Source organism: Pseudomonas sp. ADAK2 TE3594 (assembly GCF_053628675.1).
In genome coordinates, this window is the sequence record NZ_JBRJGV010000001.1 from 1,317,421 (window position 1) to 1,336,778 (window position 19,358).

The 19,358-nt window shown below is 58.4% G+C and carries 16 protein-coding genes and 1 pseudogene; 1 reads left to right on the plus strand and 16 read right to left on the minus strand.

What is annotated here, in order from left to right; all coding sequences use genetic code 11:
• Positions 1-101 precede the first annotated feature (101 nt).
• The 11 genes from AB7M22_RS06005 to ccoN (AB7M22_RS06055) form a co-directional block, all read right to left on the minus strand.
• Positions 102-512 carry a type II toxin-antitoxin system VapC family toxin gene (locus AB7M22_RS06005; protein ID WP_048395292.1) on the minus strand — a complete coding sequence of 137 codons (411 nt, stop codon included), beginning with the start codon at positions 510-512 and terminating at the stop codon, positions 102-104.
• Entirely contained in the window at positions 512-766 is a 255-nt protein-coding gene (locus tag AB7M22_RS06010) for a type II toxin-antitoxin system Phd/YefM family antitoxin (protein WP_032835014.1), read from the minus strand. Before AB7M22_RS06010 ends, AB7M22_RS06005 begins: the two co-directional genes overlap by 1 nt.
• Positions 767-979: 213 nt before the next feature.
• Positions 980-1,228 (minus strand): hypothetical protein, encoded by a 249-nt coding sequence (locus tag AB7M22_RS06015; protein WP_454185554.1) that lies wholly within the window; start codon positions 1,226-1,228, stop codon positions 980-982.
• A gap of 175 nt (positions 1,229-1,403) precedes the next feature.
• Positions 1,404-2,387 (minus strand): cytochrome-c oxidase, cbb3-type subunit III, encoded by a 984-nt coding sequence (gene ccoP / locus AB7M22_RS06020; protein ID WP_008007047.1) that lies wholly within the window; start codon positions 2,385-2,387, stop codon positions 1,404-1,406.
• Positions 2,384-2,569 (minus strand): CcoQ/FixQ family Cbb3-type cytochrome c oxidase assembly chaperone, encoded by a 186-nt coding sequence (locus tag AB7M22_RS06025; protein ID WP_003175465.1) that lies wholly within the window; start codon positions 2,567-2,569, stop codon positions 2,384-2,386. Before AB7M22_RS06025 ends, ccoP (AB7M22_RS06020) begins: the two co-directional genes overlap by 4 nt.
• A 5-nt stretch (positions 2,570-2,574) precedes the next feature.
• The gene (gene ccoO / locus AB7M22_RS06030; protein ID WP_007905434.1) at positions 2,575-3,183 is read right to left on the minus strand and encodes a cytochrome-c oxidase, cbb3-type subunit II; all 609 of its coding nucleotides are present in this window, start codon (positions 3,181-3,183) and stop codon (positions 2,575-2,577) included.
• Entirely contained in the window at positions 3,183-4,625 is a 1,443-nt protein-coding gene (gene ccoN, locus AB7M22_RS06035) for a cytochrome-c oxidase, cbb3-type subunit I (protein WP_454185555.1), read from the minus strand. The genes ccoO (AB7M22_RS06030) and ccoN (AB7M22_RS06035) overlap by 1 nt, the downstream gene beginning before the upstream one ends.
• A 483-nt stretch (positions 4,626-5,108) precedes the next feature.
• Positions 5,109-6,062 (minus strand): cytochrome-c oxidase, cbb3-type subunit III, encoded by a 954-nt coding sequence (gene ccoP, locus AB7M22_RS06040; RefSeq protein WP_454185556.1) that lies wholly within the window; start codon positions 6,060-6,062, stop codon positions 5,109-5,111.
• Positions 6,059-6,262 carry a cbb3-type cytochrome oxidase subunit 3 gene (locus tag AB7M22_RS06045; RefSeq protein WP_007905441.1) on the minus strand — a complete coding sequence of 68 codons (204 nt, stop codon included), beginning with the start codon at positions 6,260-6,262 and terminating at the stop codon, positions 6,059-6,061. The genes ccoP (AB7M22_RS06040) and AB7M22_RS06045 overlap by 4 nt, the downstream gene beginning before the upstream one ends.
• A gap of 3 nt (positions 6,263-6,265) precedes the next feature.
• Complete coding sequence (gene ccoO / locus AB7M22_RS06050) at positions 6,266-6,874, minus strand: cytochrome-c oxidase, cbb3-type subunit II (protein ID WP_454185557.1); 609 nt, start codon at positions 6,872-6,874, stop codon at positions 6,266-6,268.
• A 10-nt stretch (positions 6,875-6,884) separates the two neighbouring features.
• Positions 6,885-8,309, minus strand: a complete 1,425-nt coding sequence (gene ccoN / locus AB7M22_RS06055; RefSeq protein ID WP_454185558.1) for a cytochrome-c oxidase, cbb3-type subunit I — start codon at positions 8,307-8,309, stop codon at positions 6,885-6,887.
• A 109-nt stretch (positions 8,310-8,418) separates the two neighbouring features.
• On the opposite strand from ccoN (AB7M22_RS06055), the gene AB7M22_RS06060 reads away from it, so the two are divergent.
• A complete protein-coding gene (locus AB7M22_RS06060; RefSeq protein ID WP_454185559.1) occupies positions 8,419-9,096 on the plus strand; it encodes an alpha/beta family hydrolase in 678 nt (225 codons plus the stop codon).
• 176 nt (positions 9,097-9,272) lie between these two features.
• Here AB7M22_RS06060 and AB7M22_RS06065 read toward each other — a convergent pair.
• From AB7M22_RS06065 to acnA, 5 genes and pseudogenes are all read right to left on the minus strand, one after another.
• A pseudogene (locus AB7M22_RS06065) lies at positions 9,273-9,500 on the minus strand (chemotaxis protein); the annotation flags it as partial.
• Between the two features lie 727 nt (positions 9,501-10,227).
• Positions 10,228-13,590, minus strand: a complete 3,363-nt coding sequence (locus AB7M22_RS06070; protein WP_454185560.1) for a hypothetical protein — start codon at positions 13,588-13,590, stop codon at positions 10,228-10,230.
• Positions 13,591-13,775: 185 nt separating this feature from the next.
• Positions 13,776-15,341: a methyl-accepting chemotaxis protein gene (locus AB7M22_RS06075; protein WP_454185561.1), complete on the minus strand. Its 1,566-nt coding sequence runs from the start codon at positions 15,339-15,341 to the stop codon at positions 13,776-13,778.
• Between the two features lie 104 nt (positions 15,342-15,445).
• Complete coding sequence (locus tag AB7M22_RS06080) at positions 15,446-16,237, minus strand: CPBP family intramembrane glutamic endopeptidase (RefSeq protein ID WP_454185562.1); 792 nt, start codon at positions 16,235-16,237, stop codon at positions 15,446-15,448.
• 270 nt (positions 16,238-16,507) lie between these two features.
• Positions 16,508-19,249: an aconitate hydratase AcnA gene (gene acnA, locus AB7M22_RS06085; RefSeq protein ID WP_454185563.1), complete on the minus strand. Its 2,742-nt coding sequence runs from the start codon at positions 19,247-19,249 to the stop codon at positions 16,508-16,510.
• Positions 19,250-19,358 lie beyond the last annotated feature (109 nt).

Here is a 19,358-nt window from a genome sequence, read left to right on the forward strand (position 1 = left end):
AGGGTGCGACCTTTGGTCGCGTTGGGGGAAATCAATTGATGGTGTATTGACTTGAATCAATTGACTTGTGAATTATGGACGGTTTTGCAGGGGCGGCGAACTCATTCGTCCCACGGATTGATCAGTGCAACACCGCTGGATTGAAAATCGCTGATGTTTCGGGTGACCACAGTAAGGCCATGAACCAATGCAGTCGCTGCGATCAGGGCGTCGCTTTCATTGGCACGATCCGGAACATGCAAGCTGGCACAGCGTAGTGCCACGGCGGCATCGACCGGCAAGATTCTGGCATCGAAGGCCGGTATAACGTGGCGCTTCAGCCAGGTGCGCAATACCTTCCCCTGAACAGGATCACGACGCTCCATTCGAAGAACCCCTGTCTCCAGTTCTTTCAAGGTAATGGCCGAAATAAACAGGCGTGGCGCGATGACACTTTTGGCCCAGGCGACGACATTCGCATCAGCCTGGGGTTTGCGCAGTTCAGAAATCACGTTGGTGTCGAGTAAGAACATCAGGACAGATCCACGGGTCGATGAATGATCACGGTACGCTCGGTTTCGAATTCGATGTCTGCTGCTTCTGGCATCACCAACAGGTCGACGATGTTTGCGTTTATGCCAGTCAATTTTTGGTACTCCTCAATGCTTAGCAGTACGTGTGCAGGCTTGCCACGGTCGGTGATGATAACCGGCCCATTACGCGTGGCTTTTTTGGCACTACTTGTGTCCTGGTTGAATTCACGGCTGGAAATGGTAGTGATGGCCATCATGCGTGGGCTCCTGAAAATGCCGATGTAGAAACGTTACTACCAGGCTCGTGATCCAGCAAGTTGAAATTATTGTGCTCAACCCAGCCTTGCCTGATCACCCGCTTCGGAGATCGCGACCTTTAACCCCGCCGGCTCGAATGCAAACGGCCCCTCTCAGATGAGAGGCCGTTTTTGTAGCGTCAGTAAATGTTTGATGGGCTGTGCCGGGAATCAGGGCAGCCTGCCGCCTCCCAGGCTATCCAGTCCACTGCCGGTATCACGTTTTCTATCCACGCCATCTGCGTCTTCCAGGTCAGTTATGTCGGCGAAAGACCTGATTCTGGTATTTTGCGCGCCTGCACCTGTCGCTGAATCTTCAGGTTTAACGTCTGCCGCGTCCTGAAACGCTGGTTCAATGTCGTCATGCAGGCTGGGGGAGGGCTGATGAAGTGGCATGCTGTTGTCGTCATTCTTTGACATGTGGTTCTTCCATGAAAGTTGGCCCTGACGTTGGTCGTCAGGGTGGGAATGAACGCTACAGGGCACTGAAATTCGAGTCTATTAAGCATTTGTCTCAAGTTATGAGCACATTGCTGATACAAAAAAGCCCCGCCAATTTTCATTGGCGGGGCTTTTTTTGTGTCAGGCGTTTGCCTTACTGGGCGTTCGCGTCCGCTGCCTTCTCACCGTGAGAGAGGCTGTAGACGTAAGCGGCCAGCAGGTGAACCTTGTCGTTGCCTTGCAGCTGTTCTTGCGCAGGCATCTGGCCCTGACGGCCGTAACGGATGGTCTGCTGCAGTTGAGCGAAGCTCGAGCCGTAGATGAACGCCGCCGGGTGGGTCAGGTCAGGTGCGCCCATCGCTGGCGTACCTTTGCCTGCCGGACCGTGGCACGCCACGCAGTTGGCAGCGAACAGTTTCTGGCCGGCAACCGGGTCAGCCTTGGCGCCTTCCGGCAGCTTGCGGCCATCGAGGTTGGTCAGCACGTAAGCGGCAACATCGCTGACACCTTGTTCGCCGATAACCGCAGCCCAGGCCGGCATCACGGCATGACGACCACCCATGATGGTGGTCTTGATGGTTTGCGCATCACCGCCCCAGCGCCAGTCGGCGTCGGTCAGGTTAGGGAAGCCGTAGGCGCCTTTGGCGTCGGAACCGTGGCAGACCGAGCAGTTGGAGGCGAACAGGCGGCCACCCATCTTCAGGGCTTGTGGGTCTTTGGCGACTTCTTCGATCGGCATGGAAGCAAACTTGGCGAAGATCGGGCCGAACTTGGCGTCCGACCTGAGCATTTCCTTTTCCCATTCGTGAACGCCGGTCCAGCCAGTCTGGCCGTTGGCGAACGCGGTCTGCTTCTCGTTATCGAGGTAGTTGTAACCCGGCAACAAGCCTTTCCAGTTACCCAGGCCCGGGTACAGCACCAGATAGCCAAGGGCGAAGATGATGGTGCCCACGAACAGCATGAACCACCATTTCGGCAGCGGGTTGTCATACTCCTCGATCCCGTCGAAGGAGTGGCCGACCGTTTCATCGGTGGATTCGCTGCGCTGGCCCTTGCGGGTGGACAGCAGCAGCCAGGTCAGGGCGAAGATGGTGCCGAGACTGAGGACTGTGACGTACAGACTCCAGAACGTAGTCATTCTTTGTTACTCCTAGAAGCTTGCTCGACGTGCTTGATGGCTTCGGGATCATCCGCGAAAGGCAGCAAGGTCGCGTCTTCAAACTCCGACTTGCGCTTGGGGCTGAACACCCACAGCGCCAGACCGATGAAGGCCACCATCACAACAACGGTGCCCAGGCCACGAATCATCCCGATATCCATCTAAATCACCGTTTGCTTTTGATGATGGTGCCCAGGCCTTGCAGATAGGCCACCAGCGCGTCCATTTCGGTTTTGCCCTTCACAGCATCCTTGGCGCCGGCGATGTCTTCGTCGGTGTAAGGGACGCCGAGCGTGCGCAAGACTTCCATTTTCTTGGCGGTGTCTTTGCCGTCGAGCTTGTTTTCCACGAGGAACGGGTAGGCCGGCATTTTCGACTCAGGCACTACGTTGCGCGGGTTGTACAAGTGCGCACGCTGCCAGTCATCGGAGTAACGACCGCCGACACGGGCCAGGTCCGGACCGGTACGTTTGGAGCCCCACAGGAACGGGTGGTCCCAAACGCTTTCACCGGCGACCGAGTAGTGGCCGTAACGTTCGGTTTCAGCACGGAACGGGCGGATCATCTGCGAGTGGCAGCCGACACAACCGTTGGCGATGTACACGTCGCGACCTTCCAGCTCAAGGGCGGTGCGAGGCTTCATGCCCTCGACCGGCTTGTTGGTGACGTCCTGGAAAAACAGCGGAACGATTTGAGTCAGGCCGCCGACGCTGACGGCGATAACCATGAAGAAGGCCAGCAGGCCAATATTCTTCTCGACTGCTTCATGCTTCATCAGTGAGCTCCAACTACAGCAATCTGTTCAGCAGCTTTGGCTTCAGCCGGGTTCGAGGCACGTACGGTACGCCATACGTTGTAGGCCATGAACAGCATGCCGCTGGCGAAGAACGCACCGCCCAGGGCGCGAACGATGAAACCCGGGTGGCTGGCTTGCAGCGCTTCAACGAACGAGTAGGTGAGGGTGCCGTCATCGTTGATTGCACGCCACATCAGACCCTGGGTGATGCCGTTGACCCACATTGAGGCGATGTACAGCACGGTACCGATGGTCGCAAGCCAGAAGTGCGTGTTGATCAGGCCGATGCTGTGCATCTGCGTACGACCGAACAGTTTCGGGACCATGTGGTAGATCGCGCCGATCGAAATCATCGCTACCCAGCCAAGAGCGCCGGCGTGTACGTGGCCGATGGTCCAGTCGGTGTAGTGCGACAGCGAGTTGACGGTCTTGATGGCCATCATCGGGCCTTCGAAAGTCGACATGCCGTAGAACGCCAGCGATACCACGAGGAAACGCAGGATCGGGTCGGTGCGCAGCTTATGCCAGGCGCCCGACAGGGTCATCATGCCGTTGATCATGCCGCCCCAGCTTGGTGCCAGCAGGATGATCGACATCGCCATGCCCAGGGACTGAGCCCAGTCCGGCAATGCGGTGTAGTGCAGGTGGTGCGGACCGGCCCAGATGTACAGGGTGATCAGCGCCCAGAAGTGCACGATCGACAGACGATAGGAGTAGATCGGACGCTCGGCCTGCTTCGGAACGAAGTAGTACATCATCCCCAGGAAGCCGGTGGTCAGGAAGAAACCTACCGCGTTGTGGCCGTACCACCACTGGATCATCGCATCGGTCGCACCCGAGTAAGCCGAGTAGGACTTGAAGAAACTGACCGGCAGGGACGCGTGGTTGACGATGTGCAGCATCGCGGTCACGACGATGAAGGCGCCGTAGAACCAGTTACCGACATAGATGTGCTTGGTCTTGCGCTTGACGATGGTGCCGAAGAACACCAGACCGTAGGTGACCCAGACGATGGCCAGCAGAATAGCCAGGGGCCATTCCAGTTCCGCGTATTCCTTGGTGGTAGTGAAACCCATCGGCAAGGTAACGATCGCGCCGACGATCACCGCTTGCCAACCCCAGAAGGTGAAGGCCGCGAGGCTGTCGGAAATCAGTCGCGTTTGGCAGGTTCGCTGCACGACATAATAGGAAGTGGCAAACAGAGCACAACCACCGAAGGCGAAAATCACCAGGTTGGTGTGCAGCGGGCGCAGGCGTCCAAAGCTCGTCCATGCCAGACCGAAGTTCAACTCCGGCCAGACCAGTTGCGAGGCGATGAAGACACCGAGCCCCATGCCAAGGATCCCCCAGACCACCGTCATGATGGCGAACTGGCGGACTACCTTATAGTTATAAGCAGTCGGACTGATTGCTGTGCTCATTCTAAGGTTCCACGGTTTGGGTGTTTTATTAGGAGTAAAAATCGGCCGCAAGTATGTAGAAAGCGGGGGGTCATTGCAACGCGCCATGACGCAGGTCAATGCTTTCAAAAGCTGATTCTGCGGCCTTTCCATGCGCCGCGTAAGGACAAAATTGCCCTCGGACAAAATGTCGCAACGGATGAAAGAGGCGAGGGGTTCAGGTCAGTTGTAACGGGGTATGTTCAAACACGACGATCGGGTAACAGAGGGCAATGGGGACGATAGCCGGTGTCTACCAGCCTTTGCGGCCTGTCATCGAGCAAACTCGTCGAACACATCGGGTTGAATCGACCTGGAACCGGCGCTGGCCAGTCCGCATCGCAGGGAAGCTTAGACCCGAATCCGGCGAACCGAAAGGAAGACCAAGGAAGGGTGCGACAATGAGTCGCAAAGGGGCAGAGAACTGCCGCATCCGGAAGAATGCGGCAGCAGAGCGGTCGAGAATTATTCGTTTTTGCCTTCAGCCTGCAAACGCTCTGTATTCAAGCCATGCGACAGGCTGTACACATAAGCGGCCAACAATTGCACTTTATCGTTGCCGAGCAGTTCGTTCTGCGCCGGCATATGGCCCTGGCGGCCATGGCGAATGGTTTGTTGCAGTTGCGCCAGGCTTGTACCGTAGATGAATCCGGCCGGTTGCGTCAGGTTCGGCGCTCCCATGGCTTCAGTGCCCTGGCCGTTTGCCCCATGACAGGCTACGCACATCGTGCTGAACGCTTGCTGTCCGGCGTGCAGGTCGGCACCGTTGTCGGCAGGTAAAGGCAGGCCGGCCAGTTCATGACGCACATAGGCGGCGACGTTCTTCACTCCGGCGTCGCCGAGGATTTCTCCCCAGGCCGGCATTGCAGCCATGCGACCGCCCATGATTGTCGTTTTGATCATTTCGGCATCGCCGCCCCAGCGCCAATTGCTGTCGGCCAGGTTAGGGAAGCCGAACGCGCCCTTGGCATCCGAGCCGTGGCACACCGAGCAATTGGACGCAAACAGACGGCCGCCCATTTTCAGCGCTTGCGGGTCCTTGGCCACTTCTTCGACCGGCATGGCAGCAAATTTGGCGAAGATCGGCTCGAACTTCGCGTCAGCCTTGTTCATCTCCTTTTCCCATTCGTGGACACCGGTCCAGCCGTCCTCATAACCGGGCAAGATGCCTTTCCAGTTGCCCAGGCCCGGGTAAAGGATCAGGTAGCCGACGGCAAACACCAACGTGCCGGCGAACAGCATGAACCACCACTGCGGCAGCGGGTTGTCGTATTCCTCGATGCCGTCGAAGCTGTGGCCCATGGTCTGGTCGGTGCTGCCCTTGGTTTCCCCTCGGCGCGTACCAATCAGCAGCCAGGTCAGGCCGATCAGGCTGCCGATGGTCAGTACGCAGATCCACGTACTCCAGAAGGTGGTCATGACCGGGTACTCCTTGTGGCGGATTCTTGTTGGGTGCTGTTTTCGGATTGCGGTTCGTCGGCGAACGGCAGCAGGCGCGCTTCGGCGAATTCCGGGTTGCGCTTGCTGTTGAACACCCACAGGGTCAGGCCGACGAAGGCCACGAACACCACGACCGTGCCCAGGCCGCGGATCATTCCACTGCTCATTTCAACGACCATGGCTCACCTCTTGCTCTTGATGGATGTGCCAAGCACTTGCAGGTAAGCGACCAGGGCGTCCATTTCGGTCTTGCCCTGGAGCGAGGCGACTGAGCCTGCGATGTCTTCGTCGGTGTACGGCACGCCGAGGGTGCGCATGGCGCGGATCTTGGTTTCGGTGTGGCTGCTATCGACCTTGTTGTCCACCAGCCACGGGTAGGCCGGCATCTTCGATTCCGGCACCACGTTGCGCGGGTTGTACAAGTGCGCGCGGTGCCAGTCTTCGGAGTAGCGACCACCGACCCGGGCGAGGTCCGGGCCGGTACGTTTCGAGCCCCACAGGAACGGGTGATCCCACACGCTTTCACCGGCCACCGAGTAGTGGCCGTAGCGTTCGGTCTCGGCGCGGAACGGGCGGATCATTTGCGAGTGGCAACCGACGCAGCCTTCGCGGATGTAAATGTCACGACCTTCCAGTTGCAACGCGGTGTAGGGCTTCATGCCTTCCACCGGTTTATTGGTCACGTCCTGAAAGAACAGCGGGACGATCTGGGTCAGGCCACCGATGCTCACGGCGAGCACCATCAGCAACATCAGCAGGCCGACGTTTTTCTCGATTGTTTCGTGTTTCATGGCGGCCTCCTCAGGCGATCTGCGCGGCAGCGGCGGCTTCGGCAGGCTGCGAGGCCCGCACGGTGCGCCAGGTGTTGTAGGCCATCAGCAACATGCCGCTGAAGAAGATCGCACCGCCTACCAGGCGCACGACGAAGCCTGGGTGGCTGGCCACCAGGGTTTCAACGAAGGAATAGGTCAGCGTTCCGTCCTCGTTGACGGCGCGCCACATCAGGCCTTGGGCAATTCCGTTGACCCACATGGACGCGATGTACAGCACGGTGCCGATGGTCGCGAGCCAGAAGTGCGCGTTGATCAGGCCGATGCTGTGCATCTGCGCACGGCCGAAGACTTTCGGGATCATGTGGTACAGCGCACCGATGGAAATCATCGCCACCCAGCCGAGCGCGCCGGCGTGAACGTGGCCGATGGTCCAGTCGGTGTAGTGGGAGAGGGCGTTCACTGTTTTGATCGCCATCATCGGCCCTTCGAAGGTCGACATGCCGTAGAACGCCAGCGACACCACGAGGAAGCGCAGGATCGGGTCGCTGCGCAACTTATGCCAGGCGCCCGAGAGCGTCATCATGCCGTTGATCATCCCGCCCCAGCTTGGCGCCAGCAGGATCAGCGACATCACCATGCCCAGCGACTGTGCCCAGTCCGGCAGCGCGGTGTAGTGCAAGTGATGAGGGCCGGCCCAGATGTACAGGGTGATCAGCGCCCAGAAGTGCACGATCGACAGCCGATAGGAATACACCGGGCGCTCGGCCTGTTTCGGCACGAAGTAGTACATCATCCCGAGGAAACCGGCGGTGAGGAAAAAGCCTACGGCGTTGTGTCCATACCACCACTGCACCATGGCATCGGTCGCACCGGCGTACACCGAGTAGGACTTGGTGAAACTCACCGGCAATTCCAGGTTGTTGACGATGTGCAGGATCGCCACGGTGATGATGAATCCACCGAAGAACCAGTTGCCGACATAGATGTGTTTGGTCTTGCGCTGCATGATCGTGCCGAAGAACACCACGGCGTAGGCCACCCAGACGATGGTGATCAGGATGTCGATCGGCCATTCCAGTTCGGCGTACTCCTTGGAACTGGTGTAACCCAGTGGCAGGCTGATGGCCGCCAGCAAGATCACCAATTGCCAGCCCCAGAAGCAGAACGCGGCGATTTTTGGCGCGAACAATCGGGTCTGGCAGGTGCGTTGCACCGAATAGAACGAGCTGGCGAACAGGGCACAACCGCCGAAAGCGAAGATCACCGCGTTAGTGTGCAGCGGGCGCAGGCGGCCGAAGCTGGTCCACGGCAGATTGAAGTTGAGTTCGGGCCAGACCAACTGGGCGGCGAGAAAAACCCCGAGCCCCATGCCGACGATGCCCCACACCACCGTCATAATGGCGAATTGGCGGACCACCTTGTAGTTGTAGGCGGTACTGATAGAAGTGTTCATGGTTCCCCATCCACGGTTCAGACGAAGTGAGGGCCCGTCTTTGCGAGTAAGCCGCAAGGCAGGCGCTCCCTTCGCCTGGAGTTATAGGCAGACTAAAAGCGAGGCAAGCATGGACAAAGAGCACAAGGCCAGTATTGACGGGGATCAATGGGCGCAGTGTGTGCGGGATCACGGATGGTTGTGGAATGCCGCCACGGCGCCGGCCTCGGCGACGCTGATTCTCGCTCACGGCGCCGGTGCGCCGATGGACAGCGACTGGATGTGCGACGTGGCTACGCGCCTTGCCGCGCATGGGGTCAACGTGTTGCGTTTCGAGTTTCCCTACATGGCACAGCGGCGTATCGATGGCGGTAAGCGTCCCCCGAACCCGGCGCCCAAATTGCAGGAATGCTGGCGTGAGGTGTATGCCGTGGTGCGACGCCATGTCGCTGGGCGCCTGGCCATTGGCGGCAAGTCCATGGGCGGGCGGATGGCGAGTTTGTTGGCCGATGAGTTGGGCGCGGATGCGTTGGTGTGCCTGGGGTATCCGTTTTATGCGGTGGGCAAACCGGAGAAGCCGCGGGTTGAGCATCTGGCGGCGCTGAAGACTCGCACGTTGATCGTGCAGGGTGAGCGGGATGCGCTGGGTAATCGGGAGGCCGTCGAGGCTTACACGTTGGCGCCGAGTATCGAGGTGTTCTGGCTGGCGGCGGCGGACCATGATTTGAAGCCGTTGAAGGCTTCGGGGTTTAGTCATGAGCAGCATTTGGCGGCTGCGGCGGGGAAGGTGTCCGAGTTTCTCCAGTGAGATTTTCGCCTGCAGTCAGGGCCTCTTCGCGGGCAAGCCTCGCTCCTACGGGTCATGCGTCGATCATGCGGGCACTGATTACCTGTAGGAGCGAGGCTTGCCCGCGAAAGCGATCTGCCAGGCAATAAAAAACCCGGAAGTTTTCACCGTCCGGGTTTTTGTCTTTCCAGCAGCAATCAGCGATTAAACCGCTCCACCAACGAATACTGGGTATTCGCGGTCTTGGTCAGTTCTTCACTCAACAGCGCCGAGTGCTGTGCCTGTTCCGAGGTCTGGTCAGCCAGTTGTGAGATGTTGCTGATGTTACGGCTGATTTCTTCGGCGACGGCACTTTGCTCTTCGGTGGCGGCAGCGATCTGGGTGGTCATGTCGGTGATGTTGGCCACCAGTGCCTGATCAGCTTCCCTTCATCGAAAGTCCCTATGCAGAATTTTGTGGATGGGCTTTCTACAAGGGAGAGGGCGTGGGGACAACAGACAAACCTGTGGCCAGACACAAATCCCATTGTGGGTTTGCTCGCGAAGAGGCCATAAGCAACGCCGCGTTACTCAACGGCTGATCCTCATCCCACTGAATGGCTCCAGCCTGCCCACTGGCACAACCCAATATGTGTCGAGCGGGTTTATTCCCGATGGGTTGCGAAGCGAACCAAAACTCGCACAGTGCACCCAGCGCGGGGCGAATGGTATTGATGGGGGGGCTGCAGGTAATTGAGCAGGTGTTGATTGACCACTTCTTCAAATTTGGAAAAATCCAACGACAGCTTAAATTTCACCGCATGATTTAAAATGTTGTTTTTTTAAAGTAAGAGAGCCTGAACAAAGCCAGGCTGCATACCGTCAAGGCAGTGATAGTTATTAGAGTTCATATCGTTCCGGATTGTTTTTTTTCGCGGTTCAATACATGAGCCACATATTGTTGTGCGTGATTCAAGAAAATATTCGGATAAAACAGTGTTCGGACCTATTGGCCGGGGCTTCACTTTCCAGGGAAAGCGTTATCCCGTCCAATAACCTCTTGTATTAACTTCAACCCATCGAAAAAACGCCAGCTTTAGGAGCAAGCGCTAAGCGCCTCCCCATCGAGGAGGGCCGCTTAGCGTGGATACCATTGTTCGTATCTAGAGAGGGCCTAGACCCGGCAGAATGCGAGGGCGTGGGTCCAGAAGTAGAAGTCTTGGTCGTCGTAGACGGATAAACTCATGAGCCCACCGGAATCGGTCGTGGGGGTGAGATGTAGCCCGTTGTATTCCTCGTCGTAATACCCTTCGGTTGATTCCCCGATCAGCAGGTATGAGTGTGTGTCGGTGTACGGGCCGTTGCTGCGGAGGTGGGAAAAATTAGCTGCGACTGCTCGGATCAGAGTTTCCCCGAGGTAATCTGTGGGGTAATCGACGTATCCTATGCTCCCGGGCTGGGACCGAATCCATTGGAGACCCGGGTCCCGGGGGAACGTTTGCGAGCTCCGAACCAGACGATACACATTTAGAACCTCAACCGGGTAGTGGGCCGTTCGACCTGCGCTGTCTGTGACCTCTATCTCGGAACTCCCATTGCCGATGCCGGCAACTTCCCCAGCGTTATTTACTGTACAAATACTCGATTCGGTGGATCGGTAATAGTATGGGGGCGTGCCGCCTGTGGGCCGACGAGATCCCACGTTGCCCGCGACCACTTTGGTGGCCCAGCCATAATTCTGGAGCAGCTTAATGCCGTCCAACACCATAGTACTCGTGTCGATGACCAAGGGGGTCAATACGGTCAATATCCACGGATCCGATACCTGCCCACTGCCATACAGGGCGGTGGCGGTGAAGCTATGCTGCGCCACGCTCAAGCCTGCCATGGTCAGTTGCCACAGGCCCGTCGTCGGATCAATCGTCGCCTCACCTTTGACGGTGTCGCCGTCCTTGATCTGGACTTTTTGACCTTTACTCCCCGTCCCCGAAAGCTTGACCGTGGTGTCGACGGTGTTATTGCCAGGGAGAATTTCCACCCCTTGGGAGTCTTGCACCTGGGTGATTTCCGGGCGCATGTCCACAAGCGCTTTGATCGTGTAGGTGCGCACGGGGAAGGGTACAGCCTGGGCCTCGGACGTACTCTGACCTAGTGCGGCTTTGAAGGTCATGGTCAGGGGACTGCCGTCCTTAAGGTTTCTGAGGCTTATCAAGCTAAAGTTCTGAGTGTTATAGCCGTTGTCGATCCACGACTGCCTGACCTGAGCACTCGGTGCATTCCAGATGATTGCGTTGTACTGGGTGTTGTTGGCATAAGTGCCTTGCAGGGATAACCAGACGTACTGCCCCAGGGCGATCAATGGCCAGTCGCCCATGCGAATGGTGGCGTCAGTCAGATTGCCCACATTGAGCTCCGGGCCTTCGCCGTTGTTGTCAGCCTCTACAAAGCGCGGACGGGTGAGGTCGGTCAACTGAAATGACAACACAGCCAGATAAAAGACGAGTGAAGGGGTCGACTTGCCACTGCGTGTAACGACGTAGGACACCTTCACATTTTTGTTCAGGTTGAACGCCACCACACTGTTCGGGATTGGGAACTCCCGGTCGGTGCCCAGTGGCCGTGGAGCGGAGGTGTGCGAACCACCCGCTGGCGTGCCGGCGGCCCCTTCCCAGATAACGCTGACCTGATCATCGGGGCGCAGTTCGGCGTTGAGGGGGATTACAACGGTCAAGCTGTCTTTGGCCAGCACCGGATTGAGTACGAGGCCGGCGTTGTTTTCCTTGATCCAGGGTTTGTCCAGATTCAAGGAGGCCACGACGGTCAATGTCCACTCAGCCGAAACCTGACCACTGCCATACAGTGCCTTGGCGGTAAAAATGTGGATCGCTTCGCTCAGGCCCGTGACGGCCAGGGTCCAAATGCCGGTGGCCGGGTCAGCCGTGGGCTTGCCTTTGGAGACTGTGCCGTCGAAGACCTCGACTTGTAGGCCGCTGCTGGCTTTGCCACTGAGGGTTATGTCTTTTTCAACGGTGTCGCTTTTGTCTGGGATCGGCTCGTCACTGGCTGTGCCTTTCACACTATCGATCGTTGGGTCGGCCAGCTCAATAGCCTTGATCGTATAAACCCGATCCAGAAACACCACCGCATTCGCAACCTCATTGGATTTATCCAGCGAAGCCTTGAATTTGATCGTTAGCGTCGAGCCGTTGCCCAGTTGTTTCAGGTAACTGTTGGCGAGCGTATATGGCCAGAATCCCTGATTGAGCCACTCTTCGTTGACTTTGAAGTTGCCACCATTCCACACCGGCAGGTTGTGAGCACTGCCATCGGCCTTTTTGCCTTCCAGACTCATCCACACCTGTTGCCCGGCGTCGATCAGGATCCAGAGCAGTGCATGGATGGTCGCGTCTTTCGTGCCAAGGGCGAACACATCGAGCATATTGTTCGCATCGGCTTCGATGATAACTGGCGGGATCATGGCACTGTCTGGCAAGGTCAAGATGTTCAGCATCAATGGCAGAGAAGTGCTCTTCACACCATGGCGTTCGATGATGTAGTCCACGGTGACGATTTTGCCCAGGCTATACGCGAGCACTGAGCGCGGCACCGCGATTTCCAGTCCGACACTGACCAGTTGCTGCGGACTGGTGTAGGAGCCGTCAGCCACTGCCGTAGCACCTTTCCATTGCACAATCAGTTTGTCGTCGGGCAACAGCGAACCCTTTGGCACCAGCACGCGAATTTCCGGCTGGGTCGGGCTGAAGTTGTCGCCGGTCTGGCCCTGCACGGTCGGGGCGGCCGGATCGAAAGGGCGGGTGAGGTGAACGTCCAGGGTCGTGACCTCGGAGATAGCGGAGTTACCCAACTGGTCGGTCACTACATAGTCGACGTCGAGCTCACCGTCGCCCGTTTTCTCAAAATCGGCGGTGTACAGCGTCACAGTCACGGGGGTTGGAGGGTCGGTCACCTCTTGGGTGAACGACTGATTGCCAATCCGCAAACGCACAAGGTCATAAGGCTCAGGGGTGGTGTAGTTAAAAATGAATTGAACCCCTTGCGCCGCCCGTTCAGCGCTCACGCCGTTGGCGACCACGTCAGGCGGGATCATCAGGTCAAGGTTGGCCGGCCCGCGCAGGTGATAGAGCACGAACAGGTCGCGCGACGTTCCGATGTTTCCACCGAGGCGGGTCACTTTGTAATACAGGCGGTTGACGCGGTGAATCAAGTGTCCGTGTGGAATGTTCAGGGCGATGCGCATTTGCTCGTCGCCGGGTTGAACAGTGGCGGTGCGCACCGGCGTGGACTCTTCATTGACATACAGTGCAACCGAATCGTAGGCCGCCTTGATCTGGCCGACACACTGCAGCTCAGTCCACGGATCAATCACGCATTGCAGACCGTCAGGTTTGCCGTCGTAGAGAGAGCGGGGGATGCCACCGTCGGCGCGCAGGGGCGGTTTGATCGGCGTCACCCAGCCTGGTACGTGCACCGGATACAGGGTAAAGATTTCATTCAACGCAGAGGACTGGATATCCATGATGCTCTCTTGACCGTAACAGGCCGGGTGGTGGCTGGAATGCATCACACACCGATTGGAGAGCACTGGCTACTGTCAGATCTGACAGGTCAAGGCGGGTTTAAGACAAGCGGTCGTTGCGCCTTGGGCTGAAACGACAAACCCGGAAGCTCTCGCCATCCGGGGTTTTTGTATTGCCAGAACTATCAGCGATTAAACCGCTCCACCAACGAATACTGGGTATTCGCGGTCTTGGTCAGTTCTTCACTCAACAGCGCCGAGTGCTGTGCCTGTTCCGAGGTCTGGTCAGCCAGTTGTGAGATGTTGCTGATGTTACGGCTGATTTCTTCGGCGACGGCGCTTTGCTCTTCGGTGGCGGCAGCGATCTGGGTGGTCATGTCGGTGATATTGGCCACCGCTTCGCTAATACCCACCAGCGCCTGGTCCGCTTCCAGTACCCGCGCGACACCTTCTTCGGCTTGGCGATGCCCGGCTTCCATGGTTTGCACCGCGGTGCTGGCGGTTTGCTGCAGCTTGGCGATCAGGGCGTGAATCTGCCCGGTGGATTCGCTGGTGCGTTGTGCCAATTGGCGTACTTCGTCGGCCACCACCGCAAAACCACGGCCCATCTCGCCGGCACGCGCGGCTTCAATCGCAGCGTTCAAGGCCAGCAGGTTGGTCTGGTCGGCGATGCCTTTGATTACATCGACCACGCCGCCAATTTCGTCGCTGTCCTTGGCCAGTTGAGTCACGGTCAGGCCGGTTTCACCGACGACAACCGACAGGCGCTGAATGGCTTCGCGGGTTTCCCCGGCGATGTCGCGACCACGACCGGTCAGGCGATTGGCTTCCTGAGTGGCGTCAGCGGTGCGCTGCACGTGGCTGGCGACTTCCTGAGTGGTGGCGGCCATCTGATTCACAGCGGTTGCCACTTGCTCGGTTTCGACGCGTTGACGTTCCAGGCCGCTGGAGCTGTTGTGGGCCAGGGCGTCGGACTGTTTCGCTTGTTCGGTGAGGTGTTCGGCAGTGTCCTGCAAACGGGTCAAACAGGTTTTCAGGCGTGCTTCCTGACTGAGGATCGACATCTCCAGGCGTGCCTGGGCGCCACGGCTGTCGGTGTACATCTGCGCGATCAATGGGTCGGACGTGGTCTGTTCGGCCAGGCGCAGCAAACGCTTGATACCGCGCTGTTGCCAGCTCAAACCCATTAAGCCCAACGGCACCGAAAGGCCGGCGGCGAGGGCGAAGCCCCATTGGGACGTCAGGGTGGCGCCGATCATGAAACTCAGCTGGCTGACCAGAATGAACGGCAGCCAGTCCTGAAGCACCGGCAGCCATTTGTCTGTAGAGGGAACCGCCGACTTGCCCTGGTTGATGCGTTGGTAGAGCGCTTCGGCGCGGCGGATCTGTTCGGCGGTGGGTTTGACCCGCACCGACTCGTAACCGATCACCTGATTGCCGTCGAACACCGGTGTGACATAGGCGTTAACCCAGTAGTGGTCACCGGTCTTGCAGCGATTCTTGACGATGCCCATCCATGGCAAGCCTTGTTTCAGTGTGCCCCACATGTGCGCGAACACCGCAGCCGGGACGTCGGGGTGACGGACCAGGTTGTGCGGTGCACGGATCAGTTCCTCACGAGAAAACCCGCTGATTTCGACGAAAGCGTCGTTGCAGTAGGTGATCACGCCCTTGGCATCGGTGGTGGAAATCAACCGTTGCTGAGCCGGGAAGGTCCGTTCGCGTTGTGTAATGGGCTGGTTGTTACGCATGGCTTTTTCAATCCGCAAGGCTTTGAAAGGTTGTCGGCATCGTCAGGTATTTATTGAAATGTTTTTTTCATAAATCAGTGACGCGTCGCAAAACGACTATTGCGTCAGCCGGCGAGCATCGGATAAGTGAACAGCCCGAAATGCAGCAGATTTAAACCAAAGTGGGTGGCGATAGCCGCGCCCAACCCGCCAAAACGATAGGCCAGGCCATAACCGACACCCGCGAGGCCTGCCAGCAACACCCATTGCCAGCCAGCGCCCAGATGAACGAGGCCGAACAGCATTGATGCGAGCAACAACGCGAGATTCTCGCCATAAGGCAGGTGTTTGAACTGCCGGCTCAGGCCGCCCTGGATGTAGCCGCGAAACAGCGCTTCTTCCACCAGCGTCACCAGCAACAGATTGTTCAGCATCCACAACCAGGCTTGATCCGGCCACTTCGGTGCCCAACTGATCACGCCCAGCAACAGCGCGCCACCCAAGGCCAGCACGGCGCTCACGGTCAGGGCGAGGGCGGTGGCATAAACGGACAGCCGCAGCGAGCGCCGGCCGACAATCCATGGACAAACCAGCAACAGCCAGAAACCAATCAGCGGTTTGTCCTGATTCAGGTACATGGCAAACGGCACGGCATCGTCGGTGAAACGCTGGGGATCAATGGCGCGACCGTTGAAGAAACCGGGAAGCCAGTGCATCGCCAGCGCCACCGCCAGGACGATGAACAAGCCGTGGCCAAGGTAGCGGCCAATGGGAACCTGTTGCTGGCGAACGGCGAAACCGGCAATCAGCAGTAACCCGAAAGAGAGGGCAGCCAGCCAGCCGAGATGGCCGTAGACCAGAGCCAGGCTGTAGCCGAGGGAGAGAAGTGCCAGATAGATCCATGGCAGAGCGATCATTTGAAGTCCTTGTTTCAGAGATTCTGCGATGTGCCTCGGTCCGTCTGTGGGAGCGGCCTATGGCGAGGGGGCTTGCCCCCGTTGGGCTGCGAAGCAGTCCTGAAATCTCTGATGTATCAAAGATTTTGTGAGTGCTACGCACCCAAACGGGGGCAAGCCCCCTCGCCACAGACATTTGTTCTGTGATCGACACAAAGGCGCGCAATTATAGAGACGTACACCGCATAAACAAAAACACCGCCCGAAGGCGGTGTCGTTGTCAGCAGGCTGTTACGAGGCAATCAATTGCCGCAACACATAATGCAAAATCCCGCCAGCCTTGAAGTATTCCACCTCGTTGAGCGTATCGATCCGGCACAACACCTCAATCTTTTCCTTGCTGCCATCTTCGCGTGTGATGACCAGTGTCAGGTTCATGCGCGGAGTCAGTTCGACGCCCGTCAGGCCAAGGATGTCCAGGGTTTCCTTGCCGGTGAGGTTCAGGCTCTTGCGGTTCTGATCCAGTTTGAACTGCAACGGTAATACGCCCATGCCCACCAGGTTGGAACGATGAATCCGCTCGAAGCTTTCCGCGATGACCGCTTTTACCCCCAGCAGGTTGGTGCCCTTGGCCGCCCAGTCGCGGCTTGAGCCGGTGCCGTATTCTTGCCCGGCGATCACTACCAGCGGTGTCCCCGACGCCTGGTAACGCATGGCCGCGTCGTAGATCGGCAGCTTCTCTCCGGTCGGAATATAAATCGTGTTGCCGCCTTCTTCACCGCCGAGCATCTCGTTGCGAATGCGGATGTTGGCGAAGGTGCCGCGCATCATCACTTGATGGTTGCCGCGACGGGAGCCATAGGAGTTGAAGTCCCGCGGTTCCACCCCTTGCTCGCGCAAGTAATGGCCGGCAGGGCTGTCAGCCTTGATGTTGCCGGCCGGGGAGATGTGGTCGGTGGTCACCGAATCGCCAAGCAGCGCCAGGACTTTCGCCCCTTCGACGTCCTTGACCACCGGCGCAGGGCCACTGATGTCGTCGAAAAATGGCGGATGCTGGATATACGTCGAATCGTTGTTCCAGACATAAGTCGCCGCCTGCGGCACTTCGATCGCCTGCCACTGCTCGTCGCCGGCAAACACTTCGGCGTACTCCTTGTGGAACATGGCGGTGTTCACCTGAGTCACCGCGTCGGCGATTTCTTTGGTGCTTGGCCAAATGTCTCGCAGATAAACCGGGTGACCGTCCTTGTCGTTGCCCAATGGCTCGCTGCTGATGTCGATGCGCACTGTCCCGGCCAACGCATAGGCGACGACCAGAGGCGGGGAGGCCAGCCAGTTGGTTTTCACCAGCGGATGCACGCGACCTTCAAAGTTGCGGTTGCCCGAGAGCACCGAGGCGACGGTCAGGTCGGCTTTCTGAATGGCTTTTTCGATCGGCTCCGGCAACGGTCCGGAGTTGCCGATGCAGGTGGTGCAGCCATAACCGACTAGGGCAAAACCGAGTTCATCAAGGTATTGGGTCAGGCCCGCTGCCTTGTAGTAGTCGGTGACCACTTTCGAACCGGGAGCCAGAGAACTCTTGACCCACGGCTTGCGCTTCAGGCCTTTCTCCACGGCTTTCTTCGCCACCAGCCCGGCCGCCATCATCACGCTGGGATTGGAGGTGTTGGTGCAGGACGTGATGGCGGCGATCACCACCGCGCCGTTTTTCAGCCGATAAGTACTCCCTTCGTGGTGGTAATCCGCTTCGCCGATCAGATCGGCGTTACCCACCGCGACGCCACCGCCCCCCTCACTTTCGAGGCGACCTTCTTCCTTGCTGGGCGGTTTGAATTGCAGGCCGAGAAAGTCAGTGAACGCTTGCGCGACATTCGGCAGCGAGACGCGGTCCTGCGGGCGTTTTGGCCCGGCGAGGCTGGCTTCGACGCTACCCATGTCCAAGGCCAGGCTGTCGGTGAACTCCGGCTCCTTGCCGGGCAGGCGCCACAGGCCCTGGACCTTGCTGTAGGCCTCCACCAGTTTCACGGTTTGCGGGGTGCGGCCGGACAGGCGCAAATATTCCAGTGTCACCTCGTCCACGGGGAAGAAGCCGCAGGTGGCGCCATACTCCGGGGCCATGTTGGCGATGGTCGCGCGGTCGGCCAGCGGCAAGTCGGCGAGGCCGTCGCCGTAGAACTCGACGAATTTGCCGACCACACCTTTCTTGCGCAGCATCTGGGTCACCGTCAGCACCAGGTCGGTGGCGGTAATGCCTTCCTTGAGCTTGCCGGTGAGTTTGAAACCGATCACTTCCGGAATCAGCATCGACACCGGTTGGCCGAGCATCGCTGCTTCCGCTTCGATCCCGCCCACACCCCAGCCGAGCACGCCGAGGCCGTTGATCATGGTGGTGTGAGAGTCGGTGCCAACCAAGGTGTCCGGGAACGCATAGGTGCGACCGTCCTCGTCCTTGGTCCAGACCGTGCGCCCCAGGTACTCGAGGTTGACCTGGTGGCAGATGCCGGTGCCCGGTGGCACCACGCTGAAATTGTTAAAGGCGCTCTGACCCCAGCGCAGGAAGGCGTAGCGCTCGTGGTTGCGCTGCATTTCGATGTCGACGTTCTGTCCGAAGGCGCTTGAGCTGGCGTACTTGTCGACCATCACCGAGTGGTCGATCACCAGGTCAACCGGCGACAGCGGATTGATTCGCTGCGGGTCGCCGCCGGCCTTGGCCATGGCGGCGCGCATGGCGGCCAGGTCGACCACGGCGGGGACGCCGGTAAAGTCCTGCATCAATACCCGTGCCGGGCGGTACTGGATTTCGCGATCGGAGCGACGCTCCTTGAGCCAGGCGGCAATCGCCTTGAGATCAGCGCCGGTGACGGTTTTTTCGTCCTCCCAGCGCAGCAGGTTTTCCAGCAACACTTTCAACGACATCGGCAGCTTGTCCAGATCGCCCAGGCTTTTGGCGGCTTCGGGCAGGCTGAAATAGTGATAGGTCTTGTCGTCGACTTGTAAGGTTTTAAGGGTTTTCAGGCTATCGAGGGACGGCATTGAAATGACTCCTTTAAATCCGCACGGCTACGGACTGACGGGAAGGACAGAGCTCTAAACCTAGCCCTGTTTATGCGTTAAGGCTAATAACTGGACTCTACGGGCAAGT

Coding starts and splice junctions, on each gene's coding strand:
- AB7M22_RS06005 (WP_048395292.1), bottom strand. CDS start 512: ATGTTCTTACTCGACACCAACGTGATTTCTGAACTGCGCAAACCCCAG.
- AB7M22_RS06010 (WP_032835014.1), bottom strand. CDS start 766: ATGGCCATCACTACCATTTCCAGCCGTGAATTCAACCAGGACACAAGT.
- AB7M22_RS06015 (WP_454185554.1), bottom strand. CDS start 1,228: ATGTCAAAGAATGACGACAACAGCATGCCACTTCATCAGCCCTCCCCC.
- ccoP (WP_008007047.1), bottom strand. CDS start 2,387: ATGACTACGTTCTGGAGTCTGTACGTCACAGTCCTCAGTCTCGGCACC.
- AB7M22_RS06025 (WP_003175465.1), bottom strand. CDS start 2,569: ATGGATATCGGGATGATTCGTGGCCTGGGCACCGTTGTTGTGATGGTG.
- ccoO (WP_007905434.1), bottom strand. CDS start 3,183: ATGAAGCATGAAGCAGTCGAGAAGAATATTGGCCTGCTGGCCTTCTTC.
- ccoN (WP_454185555.1), bottom strand. CDS start 4,625: ATGAGCACAGCAATCAGTCCGACTGCTTATAACTATAAGGTAGTCCGC.
- ccoP (WP_454185556.1), bottom strand. CDS start 6,062: ATGACCACCTTCTGGAGTACGTGGATCTGCGTACTGACCATCGGCAGC.
- AB7M22_RS06045 (WP_007905441.1), bottom strand. CDS start 6,262: ATGGTCGTTGAAATGAGCAGTGGAATGATCCGCGGCCTGGGCACGGTC.
- ccoO (WP_454185557.1), bottom strand. CDS start 6,874: ATGAAACACGAAACAATCGAGAAAAACGTCGGCCTGCTGATGTTGCTG.
- ccoN (WP_454185558.1), bottom strand. CDS start 8,309: ATGAACACTTCTATCAGTACCGCCTACAACTACAAGGTGGTCCGCCAA.
- AB7M22_RS06060 (WP_454185559.1), top strand. CDS start 8,419: ATGGACAAAGAGCACAAGGCCAGTATTGACGGGGATCAATGGGCGCAG.
- AB7M22_RS06070 (WP_454185560.1), bottom strand. CDS start 13,590: ATGGATATCCAGTCCTCTGCGTTGAATGAAATCTTTACCCTGTATCCG.
- AB7M22_RS06075 (WP_454185561.1), bottom strand. CDS start 15,341: ATGCGTAACAACCAGCCCATTACACAACGCGAACGGACCTTCCCGGCT.
- AB7M22_RS06080 (WP_454185562.1), bottom strand. CDS start 16,237: ATGATCGCTCTGCCATGGATCTATCTGGCACTTCTCTCCCTCGGCTAC.
- acnA (WP_454185563.1), bottom strand. CDS start 19,249: ATGCCGTCCCTCGATAGCCTGAAAACCCTTAAAACCTTACAAGTCGAC.